Below are 21,277 nucleotides of genomic sequence, written 5' to 3' on the forward strand. Positions count from 1 at the left end.
TTGCATGTAGTAAACCGTAGAAAGAGGGCAAAAGTTGCGCAATTCGCAAAAAATTTGCACGTATTTCCAAAAGTATCCACCAGTATATGCTATTGGTAACACCGGGAGTGTATAATAAAGTCATGACGAACCAAGACTTACCATCTGACCAATCTGCCGTCACCTCACCGATCGCCACTATTCTTGCACTCAGTAAGGCAGTTCTTTCATGGCTCGAACTGCCGGATGTGTTACAGCGTGTATTAGTCGCCACCCGTGATCTAAGCGGAGCCGATGTTGTGACTATCTGGCTGCTCGATGAGCAAGGCGAGTGGTTGACAAGCGCTGCTATTCTTGGGCTTGAAGACCGTTCTGAGCATGAACGTATCTTTCGTTTGCGGGTCGGTGAAGGCATTGCCGGTTGGTCAGTTGCCTATCGTCAAATCCTCCAAATTACCGACCCACTTCATGATCCTCGCTACGTACCCAAACTCGAACGCCATCCGGCTATCATTCTCTCTATCCCCCTGATCGTTCGCGAGCAGTGCGTCGGTGCGCTTAGCCTATCTCGCTACAGTGTCGTCACACCGTTTAGCCAAGAAGTTATCGAAACGATTTCTATTTTCGCCGATCAGGCTGCCATCGCTATCGATAACGCTACAAAGGTCCAGATCCTGCGTTACGCCACGGCACGCGAACGAATATTGGCCCATAGCACCGAATCGACCCAAGCCGAAACGTTGATCTTGGCCGAATTAGCCGTCGTCCTTGGAGTCGAACCTCTCCTTATTAGCACCACGTATGATGGGAACCTTCTTGATCACGCCGGTCACAACGTTCACTACGATGACCTAAACTGCTGGCGCAATGAAGGCGCGCTGATCACCGATCTACGTTTCGATGGATTACCGGCATGGTTAGTAGTCAACCAACCGGGTCGCTATTGGAGCAAAGAGGATACTAACCTGCTTACTTTTGCGGCCAATCAATTGATGCGTGCCCGCCAGCGCGCTTTCGAGCAGCGCGCACATGCTCGCGCCGAAGCGCTGCACCGTCTCGTGGCACTGACCAACGCACGCATCGATCAGGCCAGCGTGCTTGATCAGATCCTGGCCGAATTGCAACGATTTATCCCGTTCGACTCGGCTTGTGTCTTCGTTGTGCATGACGATGAGTATGTCCGACTCATTGCCCAGCGTGGTCTGCGTACTCCGGTCGATCAAGTAACGCTCTTCGCCGGACCGGGTTCAACGATTTATGAGCTGCGTCAACTCGGTACGGCACGGTATTATTCTGACGTACAGCAATTACCCGGTTGGCAGAAGGTACCCGATAGCGAGATCATCCGTTCCTGGATCGGTGTGCCACTGCGGGTTGATCAGACCACAATTGGCTTTTTAACGATTGATAAATGGACACCCAATGCCTTCACTGCCGAAGATGTCGGTACGGCACAGATGTTTGGCGAACAGGTTGCCGTCGTCATCAATAACGTTCGTCTTCTCCGTGAGGCACAAGAACGGGCCAGCCAATTTCAGGTTCTGCAACAGTTCACCGTCCGTATCGGCGCCATACGTGATATCGATCAATTGCTCGATGAAGCTACCCAATTGCTTCACCGTACCTTCGGGTACTATCAAGTACTCATTAGTGGCATTGAGCATGATCAGCTCGTCGTGCGTGCTGCCCATGGTTGCCTGATGCACTGCCAATCGAGTGAACAGGTCTTTCCCCCCTTGCCGTGTGATGTCGGTATCAGCGGTTGGGTCATTCGCCATGCCCAACCGGCAATCGTCAACGATGTCCTCCGCGACGAACGCTATGTCTGCCATCCCTTTCTGCCGGCTACTGCGGCTGAAATGATCGTCCCGATTTTGGTTGACGAGCGTGTATTCGGCGTCATCACCATCGAAAGCGATGTTCGCGGGGTGTTTGCTCAAAGTGACCTCGACTTGGTGACGGCAATGGCTCATCTGATCGGTGTCACCATCGCTAACCTTCAACACGACGCCGAACTCCAGCGCGCCCGTGAACAGTTGATCGAACGTGACCGATTACGGGCGCTTGGTGAGTTATCTAGTGGTGTAGCACATGATTTCAATAACTTACTGGCGAGCATTCTTGGTCACGTTCAGTTATTGCTCAACGAGTACCACGATCCACGATTGCAAGAGGGGTTATGGGCAATTGAGTTAGCAGCGATCGATGGCGCAGCTACAATTAAACGTCTGCAAGGATTTGCTCAAACCAGCCAATCGACTCCGCAGGGTGCCGTTGATCTTAACCAAGTGGTCGAAGAGAGTCTGGCGCTGACTCGCCCCCGTTGGCGCGACGAAGTACAGAGTCGTGGGATTGTGATCGAGGTGCGTACCGACCTGAAAGCGTTGCCAATAATTACCGGTGACGCTCCTGCATTACGCGAATTGATCATTAATCTCGTGTTAAATGCTATCGATGCACTACCGAATGGTGGGACGATAACGATCCGTACTACTCCTGCACCTCCTGAGGTGTTCGGCGCAGCCGGTGTGCTGTTGATAATCCAAGATAATGGTGTCGGGATCGATCCCGCCCTCCACGAACGGATCTTTGCACCCTTCTTTTCGACCAAGGGTGTGCACGGTACCGGAATGGGACTGGCGATTGTCCGTGGTATCGTGCAACAGCATGGTGGACGGATTACGCTCGAAAGCGAACCCGGTAAAGGTACGATGTTCCAGATTTGGTTGCCGGTAGGACAACCACCAGAACTACCCACCTCATCATCACAACCGTCACCTATGATGCCGCTGCATATTTTAGTGGTTGATGATGAAACGGCGGTGCGGCAAGTACTGACCCGCATTCTCGAGCGCCAAGGTCATCGGGTCGTCGAAGCTACTTCGGGCGAAGAAGCGCTTGCCCAGTATCGGCCCGGTCGGTACGCGATTATCTGTACCGATCTCGGCATGCCCGGTATGTCAGGCTGGGAATTGGCCTCACAGGTGCGACAGATCGATACAACGGTTCGGATCGTTCTGGTGACCGGCTGGAGCGAACAGGTTGATCCGGCTGATATGCAGCGGTACGGTGTCAACGCGATACTCGCCAAACCGTTTACAATCCAATCGGTGCAGAATCTCATTGCTAGCTTAGTCGACGCAGCCGAACAAGTATGAAGACACACAACTTCTGGCTCCAATCGCTTCGCTCTGCCTTCCGTTGGCTCCTCGGTGGTATCGTCATTATCGCTGCAATTACGCTGTGGGTAGTGGATCGGCCACTTGCCGAACCCTTCCCGCTCAGCGCCGATGCCGTACTGGTTGTCGCTACAGAGTCACCTACCGTCGAAGTGAGTACCCAGCTTGCCGATCTTCTCAATACTGGTGCGATACCAGTCGCGTATCTGGCCGGTCCCAACACCGAAGCGTTGGTCATTGAGCTGAGCCGCCGTGGTGTGTCACATGATCGGTTGCGGATACTGGACGACACCGATCAGTTGCTATCGACCGCGCACACTGCCGGTTTGCGCCGACTAATGATTGCTGCGCCGTTTAGTCATCGCCTGATGTTCGTTCGCCAGGCACAAACAATGGGCTTCGCCGTCGCCGCACTTGATAGTGGCACTGCTCCGACTCTGTCCGAACGGGTGACTGCTGCCTTACTCTATTGGCGGATGCTGTTATTTTGGCGTGCATCCTGATAACGGTTATCAGATGTTGCTCAGCAATCTGCATACGGTCGCTTCGACACGCAATATGCCGCAATGCGATATGCTGTCGCTCAGATGACGGTATACGCTCATATTCATTTCAAAACACTTAACATAGGATCGGTTCAACGAAGGTGGCAAGGTCTTCTCGTGGCGCATTCCAACGCATGAATCGCCTCATGTATCGGTTGAAGATTGACAAACGGCGCAACTTGTATTACTATTTTTCTACTTTTGCGACGAGACGCTGTGACTAACGATTTGATTCAAACACAGTGTGAACGCCGGCAAGAAGCTGAAGCACGACTGATAGCACGCTGATATTGTCTCCCCAACGTCTGCTTCGCTTCCAAGCCTGCCAACCTCAGCTTCACCATGACCGTGTTAATCGCTTGGCGATGCAATCTAGGCTGACCCGGTTGGCAGACAGAAAGAGGAAAGACGCTCCATGATTGAGCTGCAACACGATCGATCTGGTGATCTACTACCCCTTGAACTACAACGCTTACGTCAACGCGCTGTTCATCATCGGAGTAGACACCGACAACGCTCGCGACCGTTTGCTACAATCGTCGCCTTTGTTCGTACCTCCTTAGATATCCAACAACAACTGAACCGACTTCCTTCCCGCTATCTTTTCCATGCGGTAATTACCTTCTTTCTACCGGTCGCTCTCCTGTTAGGGCAATTGCCACTACGCCCGGTGAAGCCGATCCCCGTCCAACCCACTGCTGCACCTGTGGCACCCGACGGAGACGTTCCGCTCATCATGCTCGGCCCGATTAACCTCGACCAAACACGCACCGGTGCGGTAGTCGGCGATCTACCCCTCGCTACCGATGAGTCGTTACCGGTACCACTCACGATCCTCTCGCGCAGTGAAATCAATGCTCCGCTCATTGTGCCGGCCACCGTTACCGCCGACGTAGCCAAAGTACGTAATGGCCCCGGTCTTGCCTACGACGACATCGCCCGGCTGAATGGTGGTACCACCATTGAAGTTGTTGGTCGGCATAACGAGTGGCTTCAGTTCCGCACTACCGACGATCCTACTTTGCGCTGGATCGCCGCCGAGCTGGTCGATTTGCCGGAAGCGATCTTCTACAACCTCAAACCGGTAGACGAATCCACTATTCCCCCTCCACCCCCACCCAAGGTGGCAATCGTGCGTGAAGACGGCCTTAATCTGCGTGATGGCCCCGGCACGAATTATGTCAGTATGAAACGGTTGACCGCCGGTGAAGAGTTGAACCTGGTCGAACAGTATAACGGCTGGTTCCTTATCGAGACCGGTGGTATCTACGGATGGGTAACCTCTGAGTTTCTCAACATCGCTCCCGGTGTGATCGAACGAGTGCCGGTCGCGTCATCGATCCCCGATCCTAACCCACCGCTTGTCGGGTCTGTACTCGAAAACTCGGTTAATCTCCGCAAAGGTCCCGGTTCTGCATACGAACGGATTGGCTCGATCAATGCCGGCGCTGAATTGAAGCTGCTGGCTCGCCACAACGATTGGTACCGCGTTGAGCTAAGCAACGGGACGCGAGCATGGATCTATTCGGAGTTGTTGAGCGTGACACCGATGGCCGCTCGCCGCGTGCCCTATACAAACGATATCCCCCCCCTTCCCAACCGTGCTCGCCTGGCTAATAGCGGTCCGGTGAATATTCCGGCCAGCGGTGATGTTGCCAGCTACGCAGTGCAGTTTGTCGGGTATCGCTATGTCTGGGGCGGTGCTAGTCCACGTACCGGTTTCGATTGTAGTGGCCTCACGTGGTACGTCTATCGCCAGTTTGGCGTTAACCTACCGCGTACCGCTGCCTCCCAGTTCAACTCTCGATACGGTGCTGTGATTGGTAATCTAAATAATCTGGCTCCCGGTGACCTGATGTTCTTCGCCAATACCGGTGGTGGCCGTGGGATTACCCACGTCGCGATCTATATCGGCGGTGGTCAAATGGTGCATGCGATGACGCCTGCCTACGGTGTCCAAATCTCAAGTATTTGGGGTGCGTATTGGACGAGCCGTTTTGTCGGCGCGATTCGACCGTATCGCTAGCGTTGTCTCCGATTCGGTATACCACCTACAAGCACAAACAGGAAGGGACAAGCGGCTAACTTGTTCCTTCCTGTTCGCTTTCCTTCCCCAACTTATTCGTTCATCTGCTGCCGACATGACTCTACCACTGTGTAGGTAAGTTCAAGGCGTAGCAACCAGTTATTGAGGTTGGCATCAAAGCGATCTAGCCACGCTTGTGGCCCTCCCAAGGTGGTGACTTCATCTTGATACCGATCGAGGGTCTCGAATTCTAAGCCCTCCGTTTCCCGATACGCAAGCTGCAAACCGGCTCGCTGCGCTAACAGCAACCACGTGCAATCGGCGCCAATACTATCATCGCGGCTGGCCGTAACGATCAGATCGGCTGCCCGCCGTGACAAACCGCGTGCCGCCGCCATTACATCCCACGTCAAACCCGTCATGCGGGCAAAGACCTCATTCACAATCGTCTCCGGTAGCACCTGTGCCCGCGGATGACTATAGAACGCACGCGCTGTCCGTCCCAGTACTGTCAGATCAGCCTCCGGTAGCGCAGCTAACGTCACTGCCAACTCATCCGGCCAGTACTCGGCCCAATGCAAGACACGATCAAGATCGCAGAAAAGGAGCCACTCTGCGTTGGCAAAGGTCGTTAACGCCGTCTGCACTGCCCCCCGCCGCCACCGACCAAGATGGCGATGGCCAATCGGCGCATCCGATGGTGCAACATGCAGTGCCACCTCGGATCGGGCCAACCATGCCTGGGTCTCGGTAGCACTCGTTGGCGTCAACAAAATCGCGATACCGTCGAAATACTGCTGCAACGTCGGAAAGACTCGTACCATCTGCGGATAGAGCCGTCCATCCGGATCATGATGGGTTGCGGCCAATACAACCGTCATACCGTTCTCCTTGCACCTCGCCGATAAAAATCAACACCCCGCGCAACGGCGGGGTGTTGAGGTAGTTCAGACTGCTGATGGAAGTTACTTAACAACGTACTGTAAGATGAAGGCTTCTACAACAATACGATCAACTGCGGGAAAGATCGGTGCTGCGATGTCGGCTACGATGAAGGTCAGATGCTAGCTGTGACGTTGGTTCGATGGCAGTTGTACTCTCGTAAAGTCGTTTTAGCAGTCTGGACGTTGGACGGCTAATCAAATATCAACTTCAACGCACCGTCCAGGAATAACTATACCCGCTGCCCGGTCTGTCCACAATAGCGTGATAGTCCTATTACAGGGTCAACCTGGTACTATTTTCAAGTAACCTAAAAGTACTAATCAGCGCTCCGGGCTGCCATCACAAATCGTCGCACCCGATTGACATCGACGGGATTCGTAATTTCGCCATCTTGTTTAATACTACTCCCCACAATCACGCCATTGGCAATGCGCATAAAGGCAGCAATGTTCTGCTCATTCGTACCGCTACCGAGTAAGATCGGCGTATCGCCGGCTAACGACCGTGCTTGCTCAACCTTCGCTAAATCGGGCGCATCGCCGGTCATCCGGCCAGAAATGATCAGCGCATCGGCGCCAAAAAAGCGCGTCCATTCGATATGTGTCGCCAGATCGATGCCGGGAAAGCGCACTGAATGTTTTTTATCAACATCGGCAAAGATCTTGATCGATTCGGCGTGTAACTCCTTGCGACGACGCATCAGATCGGCTGCACAACCTTCATCCCAACTTCCGGCATCCCACACTCCAGCGCCGGTAAACATACAAACGCGAATGAAGCTGGCGCCGGCCGCAATGGCCATTGCCAAAAGCGCTACGCCACCATTATGCACCAGATTAAGCCCTAGCGGTAACTCTGGCACTGCCTGCCGAACGGCATACGCCACCACAGCCTGGGCGGCAATACTTTCAGGTTGTACGTGGGGGCCGGCGCGGAAGGGAATATCCCACATATTTTCGACGATCAAACCATCGCAGCCACCTTCAGCCAAGGCTTCGGCATCGCGAATTGCATGATCGATAATTGTCTGCATTCCATAACCGGTGTAACCGGGTGCGCCGGGCAACGGCCAACAATGCACCATCCCAATCACCGGTTTTGCGGTACGAAAGATCTCGCGTAAATCGCGCAGACGCAACCGGTCGAGCTGTTCTTTCCAAAGCGGCGGCATTGCGTATCTCCTCTTCCTCACCTATTAGCCGGCCAAAGTCGTTCGTTGATCGCCGTACTGAGCCGACTGCGAATGTCGTCACTCTTAGGAATGGCTTCAACTGCTCCGTGGCGTGTTGCCGTTAATGCCCCCATCAGATTGGCAATGGTAGCACTCTCCGAGAGATCAAGCCCGTGCGCCAATGCCCAAGCGTAGGCGGCACTGAACGCATCACCACAGGCTGTTGTATCTACTACGGTTACTGCCGGCGGTAACACATCGAGCCGCCCACCATCAACACTGGCAACACTACACCCCTGTGCACCTCGCTTGATCGCTACATGGCGCACCCCCGATCCTATCAGGCTATCGATTGCCTGAGGTATGTTTTGTCCCGGCAACAGTGCTCGTAACTCATCTTCATTCATCGTGAGCAACCACAACTGCGGTAGGAGTCGCACGATCAAGCGTCGTGCCATCCGTACTGCCGGCAAGCAGAGATCAAGCGCAATCGCACATCCCTGCTCAATCGCTAGCTCCATTGCGTGCAATGCAGCCGATCGCTGCGGATCATCAAGCAGTGCATGGGCTCCTACCAACAGGATACGACTCGACCGGATAAGGGACGACGTGACCGTCGAAGCGTCACAATAGATATTTGCCCCCCGAAAACTCATAAAACTTCGCTGACCATTCGGGGTGACAACAATTCCGCACAGGCCGGTTGCTGCAACCGGATCGACCTGCACCGCACTCACCTGTACTCCATGCGCACGCGCAGTTTGCAACACAAATGATCCGGCGAGATCATTCCCAACCCGACCGATTACATATGGTGTCGCCCCTAACCGGCCCACGGCAACGGCCATATTTAATCCAGAACCACCTCCACCCCAATGTACCGTCGTGGCTGGGTTGTCATCACCTTCGCGGGGAAAGTGCGGCAACATAAAACCGAGATCGACATTGATGTCGCCCAGGGTCGTTACCACTCGCCGCGTATCCACATCCATGGTTATCCTTTACATGTTGCAGCTGATGGCGCTTACGTGTACAATTCTACAATAGAGCTGGCAAGACACTGCCGTCAACAACCCCAGCAACTTCCTTCCTAGAATACAGATTGGGCTCTCCATTATGGAAGAGATCCTTGTTATTGATGATAGTGAACAAGTTGGCCGCATGTTGGCCAGTAGTGTTCTCCCTGAGTTGGGATACCGAGCCACGATCGCTCTGACCGGTAAGAGTGGTCTGGATCGGTTACGAGCACGCCAGCCTGATCTCATCTTACTCGATCTGCAATTGCCCGATATGAACGGGCTTGACTTCTTGCGTATCTTAACACAAGAAGGTATTGATGTCCCGGTTATTCTTATGACTGCGCACGGCTCTGAGATGATCGCCGTTGAAGCGTTTCGTCTCGGTGCCCGCAACTACTTGATCAAACCGTTTTCGGATGCCGAAGCCCGTGAGGTTATCGATCAGGCATTACGTGAACGCCGGTTGCAACGTGAACGCGACCGGCTCCTGTCGCTTTTGCAACAACGTGTACAGGAATTGACCGTCTTGACCCGTGTCGGTAAATCGGTCACCACGTTGATGGATCAACGCCAGTTGTTAGATCGGATTGTTGAAGCGGCAGTCTATGTGACTCAAGCAGAGGAAGGCATCTTGTTTGAACGCGCCGCACAGGAGGATCGCTTACTCCTCCGCGCATGGCGTAATCTTGCGGTCCAACCACCTGATAATCTCCATCTGAACACTGCACTGGCTGGACAGGTGATACGCAGCGGTAAAGCGTTACGTCTGAGTGGCGCCGTTACCGGCGAGCCGATCACGATTATGCCGTCCGTCACCGTCCAAGCGACATTACAGGTACCGTTGCAGCTTGGCGATCGGGTGATCGGCGTGTTGGCCGTCAATAATCGGCGCACCGGTCGAGCATTTAGCGAAAGTGATCAATCGCTCCTCTCTGCATTGGCCGATTACGCGGCTATCGCCATTGAAAATGCACGCCTTTATCAAGCAGTCCGCAGTAGTGAGGCTCGTTATCGCACTATCTTTGCCAATGCCTCCGATATGATACTGATGCTCGATACCGATTGGCGTATCGTGAGTAGTAATCAGAGCGGCGCCCAGATTCTGAATGTCACGCTCGATGAGTTGATCGGTCAGCCCTTGCAACGGTGGTGCCTGCCGACAGAATGGCCAACCATCGCCCAAGCTCTACAACGAGTGACTGCCGGTCAGCAATCGCTACCCTTCACCGTCTCATTTCAACGCCCCTCCAACGAATTCGCCATTGTCGAGATGAGTGCCCAACGCCTCGCAGTTGATGATCAGGTGATGATTGCGTGTATCGGTCGCGATCTCACCGAACGACGGCGTCTTGAACAACAATTGATCCAGTCAGATAAACTTTCGGCGTTGGGCCAGTTGGTCGCTGGTGTAGCGCATGAGCTGAATAACCCCCTCACCAGTATCTCGGGCTATGCCCAGTTGTTGTTGCGTAAACGTGCCCTCGATGAAGATACCCGTAGCGATCTCGAACAAATCCATCAGCAGGCTGATCGGGCCGGTCGGATCGTGCGCAACCTGCTGATGTTTGCCCGCGAGCATAAGCCAGAACGGTCGGTTGTGCAAATTAACGATGTGGTCCAGCGTGCGTTGGCCTTGCAAGTCTATCAACTACGGGTCGATAATATTACCGTGCAACTCGAACTCGATCCGCAGTTGCCCAAGACGGTAGCCGACCCTCATCAGTTGCAACAGGTGCTCCTGAACCTGATTACGAATGCCCGCCAAGCAATGATCGAACGTGGTGGGGGTACGCTGACCATCCGCACTGCCCTCTGTGATACGACCGATGGTCCCCAAATTGAGATTGTCGTCGCTGATACCGGCATCGGTATCCCGGCTCAGTATCTCGATAAAATCTTTAATCCGTTTTTTACCACGAAACCGGTTGGTCAGGGTACCGGTTTAGGCCTCTCAATCTGTTACGGAATTATCAAAGAGCATCAAGGCCAGATCTGGGCTGAAAGCCGTGAAGGTGTAGGGACTCGGATCTTTATTCGCTTGCCACTGATCGAAACCCACGATGAGATACTAGAAGAACCACCACCACCGGAGCTGACCGAGAGCGGCCCGTTGCAGCGCGTACTGGTCGTTGATGATGAAGAGTCGGTCCGCCAGATGCTAGACCGTCTACTCAAAGAACTCGGCCACGAGGTAACGACTGTCGGTGATGTCGATACGGCACTGAACGAATTAGCCCTTCATCCATACGATCTCGTCATTACCGATGTCCGCATGCCGAGGAAGAGCGGTTTTGAACTCAAAGATGCGATTAGTCAGATCCATCCGCATCTTGCCGAGCGGATCATTTTCATCAGTGGCGATACACTCAATTCTCTCAAACCGCAGCAGAAAGAGCAATTGCAAGATCGGCTCCTGAGTAAGCCTTTCTCCATTCTCCAACTGACCGAACTGTTGCGTAATCTCCCTCCCAAACGAATGATCAATTCATCCGAACACGTCTAACATATGCTATGGTAAGATCAACCCAGTGGAGGGTAAGCCGGCAATGAGGCCGGCCTGAGCCATGGCTTGAATACTGGCACAGGAATAACCATGGATCCATTTATCGCCCAGTCCGTTGCCGCGATTGCGGCCGATACGGTCTCAGGTGCGGTGGAGATTGCTAAAAAATGCGCTGAGGTGTTGGCCCGCGCTGTCCGCAGTCGGCCGATGAGCGGTCGCGTTGATGTACAACACGAGGTGCTGACCGTCGGGCGGGCATTGATGCGTAGTCATCCGACGGTGGCACCGCTGGTGAATCTCGTCAACAGTTTACTCTGGCGACTTGAAGAGGCGGGAGATAGTGAAAGCGCAATCCGGCTGGTTGACGAGACGACCAACGATTTTCGCCGTCGCTTGCACGTCCACGAAGCAGCCATCGCGGAAACGACGCTGCGGTTAATCGGTGAGGAAGCGCGGATTTTGACCATCGGGCGTAGTACGACGGTTCGCGCTGCTTTGCGCCATGCCCACCGCGCCGGACGACGACCGCGCGTGATTTGCACCGAGAGCCGCCCACTCGGCGAAGGGCGCATGCTGGCCGGCGAGCTGGCCGCCAGTGGCATTCATACGACGTTAATCGCCGATGCCTCAGCAGCGACGCAGGTCGCACAATGCAATCTTGTGCTGGTCGGTGCAGATCTCATTAGTAGCGACGGGTTGATCAATCGCGTCGGTACCTATCCTCTGGCACTCGCCGCACAAGCTGCCGGTGTCCCCATCTATACGCTCTGTTCGAGCGAAAAGCTTTTACCATCGGGGTATCGTTTGCCGACTCAATCAATCCAGTCGATCAAGCAGTTGTGGACCGAAGTACCACCAGGTATTACTGTACATACAGCGTACTGTGACCGCACGCCGCTCGATCTCCTCACCGGTATTATTTCTGAACGAGGGATTGCACCGCCGGTTGGGATTGAAGCGTGGTTGGCGGCAACGCATCTCCATCCGTTGCTTCGCAACGGTCTGGATGAGCCTCACTCGTGATGCCTGATACATCGCCGGTAAAGCGCCAGGGTCTGTTGCGCGGTTGTCTGCCACGAGAAACGGGCTGCCTGTCGCGGGCCGCGGCTGCTGAGGTCGGCCCGTGCTGCCTCATCGTGCCAGAGCTGCTCGATAAGATCGGCCCAAGCCAAGGGGTCGAGTGGTGGCGCTAACCATGCTGCATCACCGACGACCTCCGGTAGGCTGCTGGTGTCAGACACAATGGCCGGTGCTCCGCAGGCCAATGCCTCGAGCGCCGGCAAGCCAAATCCTTCGTATCGCGATGGATTGAGATAGATTCGACAAGCAGCATACAGCCAGCGTAGATCCTCCCTGCCCACAAAGCCGATGCGGATTACCCGATCACTCAAACCTAACTCACCGATCTGCGCCAAAATCGGTTCATCAAGCCAACCACGCGCACCGGCCAAAACCAGCCGGTAGCCCGCCGATGGGCGCCGATCGCAACAGATCCGTAACGCTTGCAGCAAGGTGGGAATGTTTTTTCGCGGCTCGATGGTACTGACGAAGAGCAGAAACGTGTCGGCGATTAATGTTTGACCGTCGATGATGCGGGCCGTACCGGCGGGTATAGTCAAAGGTCGAAAATCATCATCGGCTGCCTCATAAATGACCGTTACTCGCTCCGGTGGCACACCTAGTCGTTCGACAATATCATCACGAGTCGCCTGTGACACCGCAATAATCGCATCGGCACCGGCTACTGCCTGATAGATACGGCCATAATACCGCCGAGCAGCACGGTCGAGGATCTCGGGAAAATAGAGGAACGCCAGATCGTGGATCGTGATGACCGTCCGCCATGCATGTACGAGCGGTGGTATAAAATCGGGGCTATGCAAGAGCATCGGTCGGCGTAACCACACTTCTACCGGCAAACTGAGTTGCTCAAACCGATGGTGAGGCGGCGTGAGCAACCGACTACGCCGTAGACCATCTACCGGTGGCATACGCGCACGGACGTGTTCAAGGACGAGCAGCTCTTCCTCATCGGCCAGCAGTGGCGCCATAGCTCGCACGAGGCTCTGCGTGTAATGAGCAATACCACCCTGCCGGTACGCATTGAGACGGGCATCGATGGCAAAACGGATCATGGGCAACTCGACGGTGTTTCGATTTCGACCTCAAGGCCATCGTAGGCAAATGTCACCTCAGGCGGTAACCCGTAGTCAGCCCGATAATCGACGGTATGGGTCATGTGAACGAGAAAGGTACGAGGTGCGCCTATGGCTGTTGCCACTTCCGCCGCTTCGGCAATCGAGAGATGGGTTGGGTGCGGTTCAACACGCAAGGCATTTAGTACCAACACCTGCACCCCTCGTAGGGTAGTGACCGCATCCGGTGGTACTGCACTCGCATCGGTAACATACCCTAATGGGCCGATGCGGTAGGCGGTAATCGTCCACGTGCCGTGAGGAATTGCGATCGGTACGATGGTCAGCGCGCCAAGCTGGAATGGCGCTTCAACCGGATGTAGCGTAATTGCCGGACGTGACGAACCTGACGAACTCTCATCAAATGCGTAGGCGAAACGTCGACGCACATCGGCGAGTGTTTGCGGGCTACCGTAGATCGGCACCGTTCCTTGGCGTAGACAAAGCGGCCGTAAATCATCGAGACCGGCCACATGATCGAAATGGGCATGGGTAAGCAGGACTGCATCGATCCGACATAACCCGGCAGCAAGCGCCTGCAACCGAAAGTCTGGTCCGGCGTCAATTAAAATGGTGAGACCATGACTGCGAACAAGCGCCGAAGTACGCAAACGGTGGTGACGTGGATCGGATGAGGTGCAGATCGGGCAATTGCAGCCGATAACGGGAACGCCCATCGAGGTACCGGTGCCGAGAAAACGTACCTGCATAACGTCCGTACAGGGGTGAATAAATGATGAAACAACATGTACACCGGCATTATAGCATGGCTGTTGGCGATTAGTCGTTGTCGGTATGGTAACACTTATCAAAGGATTACAGCTTGCTCATCATTTACTCGCCAGCGCCTATGGAGAAATGATGTCACCTTTCATCATAAATAAACTGTTAACTGTTTGCCATCAAATATGTATTCGCGATGACCACAACCTGTCTTATACTATCGGTAAACGGTAAGGTATGCGGTCAACGATCTCAGTCTCAGTGATACTCTAGAATAATTAGGAACGCACATTCGTATCCATTCGTATCATTGCTGACCGGTTACCTTCCAAGTAGGAGATCTGTCATGCGACGGCTGATTGGCGAGTTGCGCACGCAACTCAAGTATCAGATTATCGGCCCCTTCCTTATCCTTGCGATCGTAGTCGCAGTGGTAGGGCTGTCGATCGTCGCATTTTTTATCGCCCGTCAGCAACAAGATCGCTTTGACAATGAGTTGGCTGCCGCCACTCGTACCGTTAGCGACGCATTTCTTGCTCAAGAACAAGCCAATCTTGATTTTTTACGCGAAGTTGCTTTTGCTCAGCGCAACGATAGTATCGGTGCACCGGCCGTCGCCGAGGCGTTTCGCACGAATGATGTCGCTGGCTTGCGGACCGCGCTTGAACCATTCTTCCTGCAAGGTACACGCCGGAGTGATGTCCGCCTTGATCGACTGATTGCCTTTGGCCGTGATGGTCGCACTATCGCCGATTTTGAGCGACCGCCGCAGGCATCTGATACCTATATTACCCACGATTCGTTCGATCTGAGTGGTGCGTGGTTTACACCGAAAGTCCTCAACGGCGAGTCCGATTCGCGCGGCGATAAATACGCCGGTTTGATCCAATTTAGCAATACCCAAACGCTCTACCTTGCCACGATTGCTCCTGTTCGGGTTGATACCGAAGTGGTGGGCGGGTTAATCGTCGCGATCCGGTTTGATGGATTACTTACTACGATTGTGCAACAAGCCCGTCTCGATGGCATAGTTATCTACGACCAAAACGGTAAGGTTATTACCGGCACCTTCGGAAATATCACACCAACACTCACCCTAAACGCCGATCAGGTGGTGCGCATTAAGGCTAATCCCGATCCGTTTGGACAGACTCTCTTTACCGTTCAAACCGTCAATGGTACTGAGTATCAATTTGCCTATGTCCCGTTCACTATTCGCGGTAGTCGCGTTGGCATCCTCGCAACTGCCCGCGCACGTGAAGAGGTCCTGACGACGTGGGCAGATATTAGCCCGGTGTTGCTGATGATCACCCTTGGTCTGGGCGCCGGGATTGCTATCCTCGGTCTATGGGTCGCCAGACGCATTACCCGACCACTAGAAGAGTTGACCAATACCGCAAATGCCATCGTGAACGGTGATCTCCAGCGGCGGGTTCAGTTAAGTACGGCCACCCAAAATGAGATCGGCGTGTTGGCCCATAATTTTAATCGCATGACCGAATATCTGATCGAGCTGCTGGCCCAAGTCCGCGCCGAAGCCGGTCAGCGTGCGGCCATTGTTGAGAGTATTACCGACGGTATCATCTTTACCGACATTCATGGCGAGATTCGGTCGATTAATCGTGCTACCCGTCGTTTACTAGGGTTGGCCGACGACAATCCCATTCCCAAACGGCTGAGCGATCTGCCGTTACAACCGCTGCAAGAAGGTATTCCCGGTTTTGGTGACCAACGAGCGCAAGATCTCTTTGCGCTCGGTGATGCATTTATTCGCCTCTCGGTTGCTCCGGTGAAGGAAGAAAACGGTACGTTGCTCGGCTATGTGGCCGTCTTACAGGATCTCACAGAGGAGGTGATGGTCGACCGAGCAAAGACGAACTTCATTGGTACAATTTCGCATGAGTTGCGCACGCCTTTGACGGTGATTCGTGGTAATGCCGATCTGCTGCTGCGAGGGCTAGCCGGTCCACTCGACGAAGAGCAAAAGAGTTTTGTCGAGTCTATCCGGTTGCATGCGAATAATATGACTAACTTGATTAGTAATGTTATTACCATTGCTAATCTCGACTCTGGTTCGCTCAAATCCAATTTAGAACCAATCGAAGTGCGACGCCCGATCGAAGATGCGGTTTGGCAAGTGCAATCACAGATCAAGGCGAAAGGATTGCAGCTCGAAATCGCTATTCCCAAGAAGCTACCCGCGGTGTTGGCCGATATTGATCATGTGCGAACTATTATGATCCAATTGCTCGATAATGCACGTCGCTACACAAGTGCCGGTACCATTACGATTCGTGCCATTCCGCAACCTGATATGATGCGGATCGAAGTGAGCGATACGGGTCGTGGTATTCCGCCCCATATGCACGAACAGATCTTTGAGCGCTTTATTCGCGGTGAAGGTACCAGTGAAGGGATTAACTCGAGCGAACGTGGGATCGGGCTTGGCTTAGCGATCGCTAAGCAGCTTGTCGAACGCTTAGGCGGCACGATTGGAGTAGAGAGCGCGCCGGGACAGGGCAGTACATTTTTCTTTACCTTGCGATACGCCGATGATTCCGCCAGTCCTGAAAAACCGGCAGCCCGCGTGGAATCGGCTGCTTGACCGAGAGCGCCTACAACAACCTCAGCTATGGTTGTTCCTCGCGTCGCTGTTGCTACTGTTTCTGCTGATCTCCTGTGTTGCCAACCTGATGATCGATCAGGTTGCGCCACGCATGGAGTGGTTTCGCGGTGATGTTAGCAACAGTGGACGGGTTGACTATAGCCTGTGGAGCGGTGGACCGCAATTGCCTCCGCTGAATCCTGAAGCGATCGCTTCTCCTAACGAGACGCCAACCCCGATCAGTACCCCCGGTACCGAACCAGAACCTGAGGAAGAAGTACCGCCGGTGATAGTTATCGAGGTGCCCACGGCGACGCCAACCCCAACGGCGACGCCAACCCCAACGGCGACGCCAACCCCAACGGCGACGCCAACCCCAACGGCGACGCCAACCGCAACGCCGCCGGTGCTACCAACGGCAACACCAATACGCACTGCGACGCCGCTTCGTACCGCAACGCCTATTCCGACGGCAACGCTGACTCCAACGACTATTCCTACGGTAGAAACACCATCGCCATCGCCACCACCGCCATCGCCAACATCACCGCTACTACGGCCATCTGCCACGGCGACACCGACGCGGACAGCTACACCGTCGATGACGGCAACTCCTACCCGGACTGCTACGCCGGTTTTAACCGCTACTCCCACCCGCACTGCTACACCACAACCGACGAGTACGCCAACGCCGCGCCCAGGCGAATCGATCTTTTTCTTCGCCAACGCAAACCTGAGCGTTAATGAAAATGCCGGTACGCTAACCGTAACCGTGCAACTGGGCGCCCCTGCAGAGCAAACGGTACGGGTGCGCTACGAGACGGTGAATGGTAGTGCCATAGCCGGCAGTGACTATACAACTACCACCGGTCAACTAACGTTCGCTGTCGGTGAGCGCCAAAAGATGTTTACCGTCCCGATGATTGCTGACGATCTCTATGAACCGGCGGAAACGTTCACGTTACGCTTATTCAATCCTGAGGGTGGTTTTATTGGCTTGCCCAGTACAGCCACTGTCACCATTATCGATACGAGCTTGCCCCCAGAAGTAAGCTTTACCGGTGCTTCTAGTACTGCTGAGGAGGGAGACGGAATCGTTGCGATTACCGTTAGCCTAAGCCGTATTTCGGCTGTCGATGCGCGGGTGTCGTATACTGTCACCGGTACGGCAGACCTCACCGATCATGGACTGCGCAATGGGACAATCGTGATACCTGCCGGTGTTCGATCGGTTCGCCTATTAGTTCCGCTTAGCGATGATCCTCAAGTTGAACTAGACGAAACAATCGTTATTCGCCTTACCGCACCAGTCGATGCAATACTTGGTGAGCCAACTGCGCATACGATCACGGTGCAAGATAACGATCAGGCAGGAATTGTCTTGCAACCGACACGGATCGATATCGGCGAAGGTGGCCCTGATGGAACGTATACCATCCGCTTGAGCAGTCGGCCAATTGCCCCGGTGACTATTGCGCTTAGCGGTGTACAGGTGACCACGAACCCGACGACGCTGACCTTTACGCCTGCTACGTGGGATACGCCACAGACAGTTATCGTACAAGCGATTGATGATCAGGTGGCCGAACCATCGCCACATACTGGTACAGTGTTCCACACGAGTACCAGTACCGATCCGTTCTATCAAGGTCTGAGTTTGTCTCCACTGGCAGTGCGGATCGCCGATAATGATACCGCCAACATTATTGCCTTACCATTCAGTATAACGGTCGCTGAAGGTGGTCCAGAAACAACGTATCAGGTACGACTGGCAACCCAACCTACCGCGAATGTTACTCTTACGATCACCCCATCTGTGCAAGTACTCCTTAATGGACAAACCACGCCGGCTCCGATCACGTTGGTCTTTACACCGGCAAATTGGAATGTTGTTCAAACCGTTACGGTCCGCGCCGTCGATGATTTAATCGATGAGGGAATTAGTACGGTCGTGCAGATTGCCCACGTCGCCAGTAGCACCGATATTTTTTACAATGGGCTAACTGCGAATGTGGATGTCACTGTCATCGATAATGATCTGGCCGGTATTGTTCTGTCATCGAGTAACCTGACCCTCACTGAGGGAGATACCGATACGTATACTGTTCGCCTCAACAGCCAGCCCATTGCGCCGGTGACAATACAGATCACACCGGAAATCGTCGCACCAGCTTCACCACTGATTACCGGTAGCGGACAAGTGTTGCTCAACGGCCAGCCAACCCTCACCTTGACCTTTACACCGGCCAACTGGAATACGCCGCAATCGGTTACTGTGCAGGTGATTGACGATCAGGTTGACGAAACGTTCGATTCTGCAACCACATATCTCGTCCACCTGCGCCATACCGCGAGTAGCGTTAGCGATGAGATTTATAATTCGCTGCCGCCGGTGTTATTACCAGTGACGATCATCGAGAATGATTTCGCTAACCTGATTCTCACCCCTACCAGCCTGACGGTGGCCGAGGGTGGCCCGGCGGTGAACTACACTGTCCGCCTCGCCACGCGACCACTTGCCAATGTGACCGTGACCATCACGCCTGACATCGTCAGCGCCGTCTCGCCGTTGGTGCCCAGCAGCGGCCAACTGCTGCTCAATGGGCAGCCGACCCTTACCCTCACCTTCACGCCGGCCACCTGGAATACGCCGCAGACGGTCAGTGTGCAGGCGATAGACGATGCGGTGGTCGAGACCCTCACCGGCACGTATGAGTTAGACCTGCGCCACGACCTTGCCAGCACCGGCGACCCGGTGTACAACGGCCTCCCCGACCGGCTGCTTCGCGTCACCGTGCAAGAGAATGATGTCGCCAATCTCATTCTCACCCCTACCAGCCTGACGGTGGCCGAGGGTGGCCCGGCGGTGAACTACACCGCGCGCCTTGCCACGCAACCACTTGCCAATGTGACCGTGACCATCACGCCTGACATCGTCAGCGCCGTCTCGCCGCTCGTGCCCAGCAGCGGCCAAGTGTTGCTCAACGGCCAGCCGACCCTGAGCTTGACCTTCACGCCGGCCAACTGGAATACGCCGCAGACGGTCAGTGTACAGGCGATAGACGATGCGGTGGTCGAGACCCTCACCGGCACGTATGAGTTAGACCTGCGCCACGACCTTGCCAGCGCCGGCGACCCGGTGTACAACGGCCTCGCCGACCGGCTACTCCGCGTTACCGTGCAAGAGAATGATGTCGCCAATCTCATTCTCACCCCTACCAGCCTGACGGTGGCCGAGGGTGGCCCGGCGGTGAACTACACTGTCCGCCTCGCTACCCAACCGTTGGATAACGTGACTGTAACCGTTGATGGGCAGGGGCAAGTCACCCTCAACGGCCAGCCGACCCTGACCTTGACTTTTACGCCGACCAACTGGAATACGCCGCAGACGGTCAACGTGCAGGCGATTGATGACCTCATCGACGAGACTGTCAGCGGCTCAACGTATCTGGTTAGCTTAAACCACATTACTGCTGGTGCTGATCCTGTTTATAATGGGTTGCCCACAACGTCACTTTCACTCACGATAATCGAAAATGATGTTGCCGCAGTCGTTCTGACCCCTGCCAGTCTTACCGTTAACGAGGGTGATACTGTCACCTATAATCTACGATTGGGAAGCCAACCGACTGCTAATGTGACGGTTAATGTTGATGGCCAAGGGCAAGTAACTCTCAACAGTCAGCCAACCCTGACCCTGACCTTCACGCCGGCCAACTGGAATACTGACCAAACCGTCACTCTAACCGTCATCGATGATCAAATCGATGAATCACCGGTTGGCAGTACGTATGTTGTGGTTCTTGATCACGCTGCTACCTCAACCGATCCGGTGTACAACGCGCTCAGTCCGGCACCGCTGACATTAACAATCAGTGAAACGGAGAGCGCTGGCGTGATACTCACCCCGACCGCTCTCACCATTGCCGAGGGTAGTCCGGCGGCGACCTACACCGTCGCTTTGACCAGCGAACCGACCGCCAACGTCACGATAGCGATTGACGGTCAAGGGCAAGTCACCCTCAACGGCCAGCCGACCCTGAGCCTGACCTTCACGCCGGCCAACTGGAATACGCCGCAGACGGTCAGTGTGCAGGCGATTGATGATCTCATCGATGAGACGTCAACCGGCTCCAGCTATGATGCCATCCTGCTGCATACCTTTGGCGGCGGCGACCCGATCTACGCCGCTCTGGCGCCAGCACCGCTCACTGTCACCATTCTGGAGAACGACAACGCCGGGATCGTCCTCACGCCCACCGCGCTCACGGTGGCCGAGGGCGGGCCGGCTGAAACCTACACCGTCGCCTTGACCAGCGAACCGACCGCCAACGTCACGATAGCGATTGACGGTCAAGGGCAAGTCACCCTCAACGGCCAGCCGACC

12 protein-coding genes are annotated in these 21,277 nt (G+C 54.6%); 7 read left to right on the forward strand and 5 right to left on the reverse strand.

Going from position 1 to position 21,277, the window contains the following annotated elements:
• The first annotated feature begins 122 nt into the window (after nt 1–122).
• The 3 genes from ACP5OT_RS01185 to ACP5OT_RS01195 all read left to right on the forward strand — a co-directional run bounded on the left by ACP5OT_RS01185 (nt 123) and on the right by ACP5OT_RS01195 (nt 5,729).
• Nucleotides 123–3,137 carry a GAF domain-containing protein gene (locus tag ACP5OT_RS01185; RefSeq protein WP_428111945.1) on the forward strand — a complete coding sequence of 1,005 codons (3,015 nt, stop codon included), beginning with the start codon at nt 123–125 and terminating at the stop codon, nt 3,135–3,137.
• Complete coding sequence (locus tag ACP5OT_RS01190) at nt 3,134–3,661, forward strand: hypothetical protein (protein WP_424675325.1); 528 nt, start codon at nt 3,134–3,136, stop codon at nt 3,659–3,661. The genes ACP5OT_RS01185 and ACP5OT_RS01190 overlap by 4 nt, the downstream gene beginning before the upstream one ends.
• 457 nt (nt 3,662–4,118) lie before the next feature.
• Nucleotides 4,119–5,729, forward strand: a complete 1,611-nt coding sequence (locus tag ACP5OT_RS01195) for an SH3 domain-containing protein (protein WP_428131100.1) — start codon at nt 4,119–4,121, stop codon at nt 5,727–5,729.
• A 92-nt stretch (nt 5,730–5,821) separates the two neighbouring features.
• Here the strand turns inward: ACP5OT_RS01195 and ACP5OT_RS01200 are convergent, their stop codons facing one another.
• The 3 genes from ACP5OT_RS01200 to ACP5OT_RS01210 form a co-directional block, all read right to left on the reverse strand.
• Nucleotides 5,822–6,610, reverse strand: coding sequence for a hypothetical protein (locus tag ACP5OT_RS01200; RefSeq protein WP_428111941.1), 789 nt, complete (start codon nt 6,608–6,610; stop codon nt 5,822–5,824).
• A 380-nt stretch (nt 6,611–6,990) separates the two neighbouring features.
• Nucleotides 6,991–7,845, reverse strand: a complete 855-nt coding sequence (locus ACP5OT_RS01205; RefSeq protein WP_428111938.1) for a BtpA/SgcQ family protein — start codon at nt 7,843–7,845, stop codon at nt 6,991–6,993.
• Nucleotides 7,846–7,862: 17 nt separating this feature from the next.
• Nucleotides 7,863–8,837, reverse strand: a complete 975-nt coding sequence (locus tag ACP5OT_RS01210; RefSeq protein ID WP_424675329.1) for a carbohydrate kinase family protein — start codon at nt 8,835–8,837, stop codon at nt 7,863–7,865.
• 124 nt (nt 8,838–8,961) lie between these two features.
• On the opposite strand from ACP5OT_RS01210, the gene ACP5OT_RS01215 reads away from it, so the two are divergent.
• Together ACP5OT_RS01215 and ACP5OT_RS01220 are read left to right on the forward strand one after the other, a co-directional pair.
• Nucleotides 8,962–11,367, forward strand: a complete 2,406-nt coding sequence (locus ACP5OT_RS01215) for a hybrid sensor histidine kinase/response regulator (RefSeq protein ID WP_428131102.1) — start codon at nt 8,962–8,964, stop codon at nt 11,365–11,367.
• A 90-nt stretch (nt 11,368–11,457) separates the two neighbouring features.
• On the forward strand, nt 11,458–12,390 hold the full coding sequence (locus ACP5OT_RS01220) for a translation initiation factor eIF-2B (protein ID WP_424675331.1): 933 nt from the start codon (nt 11,458–11,460) through the stop codon (nt 12,388–12,390).
• On the opposite strand, the gene ACP5OT_RS01225 is transcribed toward ACP5OT_RS01220, so the two are convergent.
• Together ACP5OT_RS01225 and ACP5OT_RS01230 are read right to left on the reverse strand one after the other, a co-directional pair.
• A complete protein-coding gene (locus ACP5OT_RS01225) occupies nt 12,381–13,502 on the reverse strand; it encodes a glycosyltransferase family 4 protein (protein WP_424675332.1) in 1,122 nt (373 codons plus the stop codon). The two genes, ACP5OT_RS01220 and ACP5OT_RS01225, sit on opposite strands and share 10 nt — an antisense overlap.
• Nucleotides 13,499–14,272: an MBL fold metallo-hydrolase gene (locus tag ACP5OT_RS01230; RefSeq protein ID WP_428111931.1), complete on the reverse strand. Its 774-nt coding sequence runs from the start codon at nt 14,270–14,272 to the stop codon at nt 13,499–13,501. The genes ACP5OT_RS01225 and ACP5OT_RS01230 overlap by 4 nt, the downstream gene beginning before the upstream one ends.
• 359 nt (nt 14,273–14,631) lie before the next feature.
• On the opposite strand from ACP5OT_RS01230, the gene ACP5OT_RS01235 reads away from it, so the two are divergent.
• Entirely contained in the window at nt 14,632–16,890 is a 2,259-nt protein-coding gene (locus tag ACP5OT_RS01235) for an ATP-binding protein (protein ID WP_424675334.1), read from the forward strand.
• A gap of 112 nt (nt 16,891–17,002) precedes the next feature.
• Nucleotides 17,003–21,277 (forward strand): Calx-beta domain-containing protein (locus tag ACP5OT_RS01240; RefSeq protein WP_428131106.1); only part of this gene is annotated, 4,275 nt, incomplete at its 3' end.

The sequence above is a fragment of the Chloroflexus sp. genome, from assembly GCF_049970315.1.
GTDB lineage: Bacteria > Chloroflexota > Chloroflexia > Chloroflexales > Chloroflexaceae > Chloroflexus.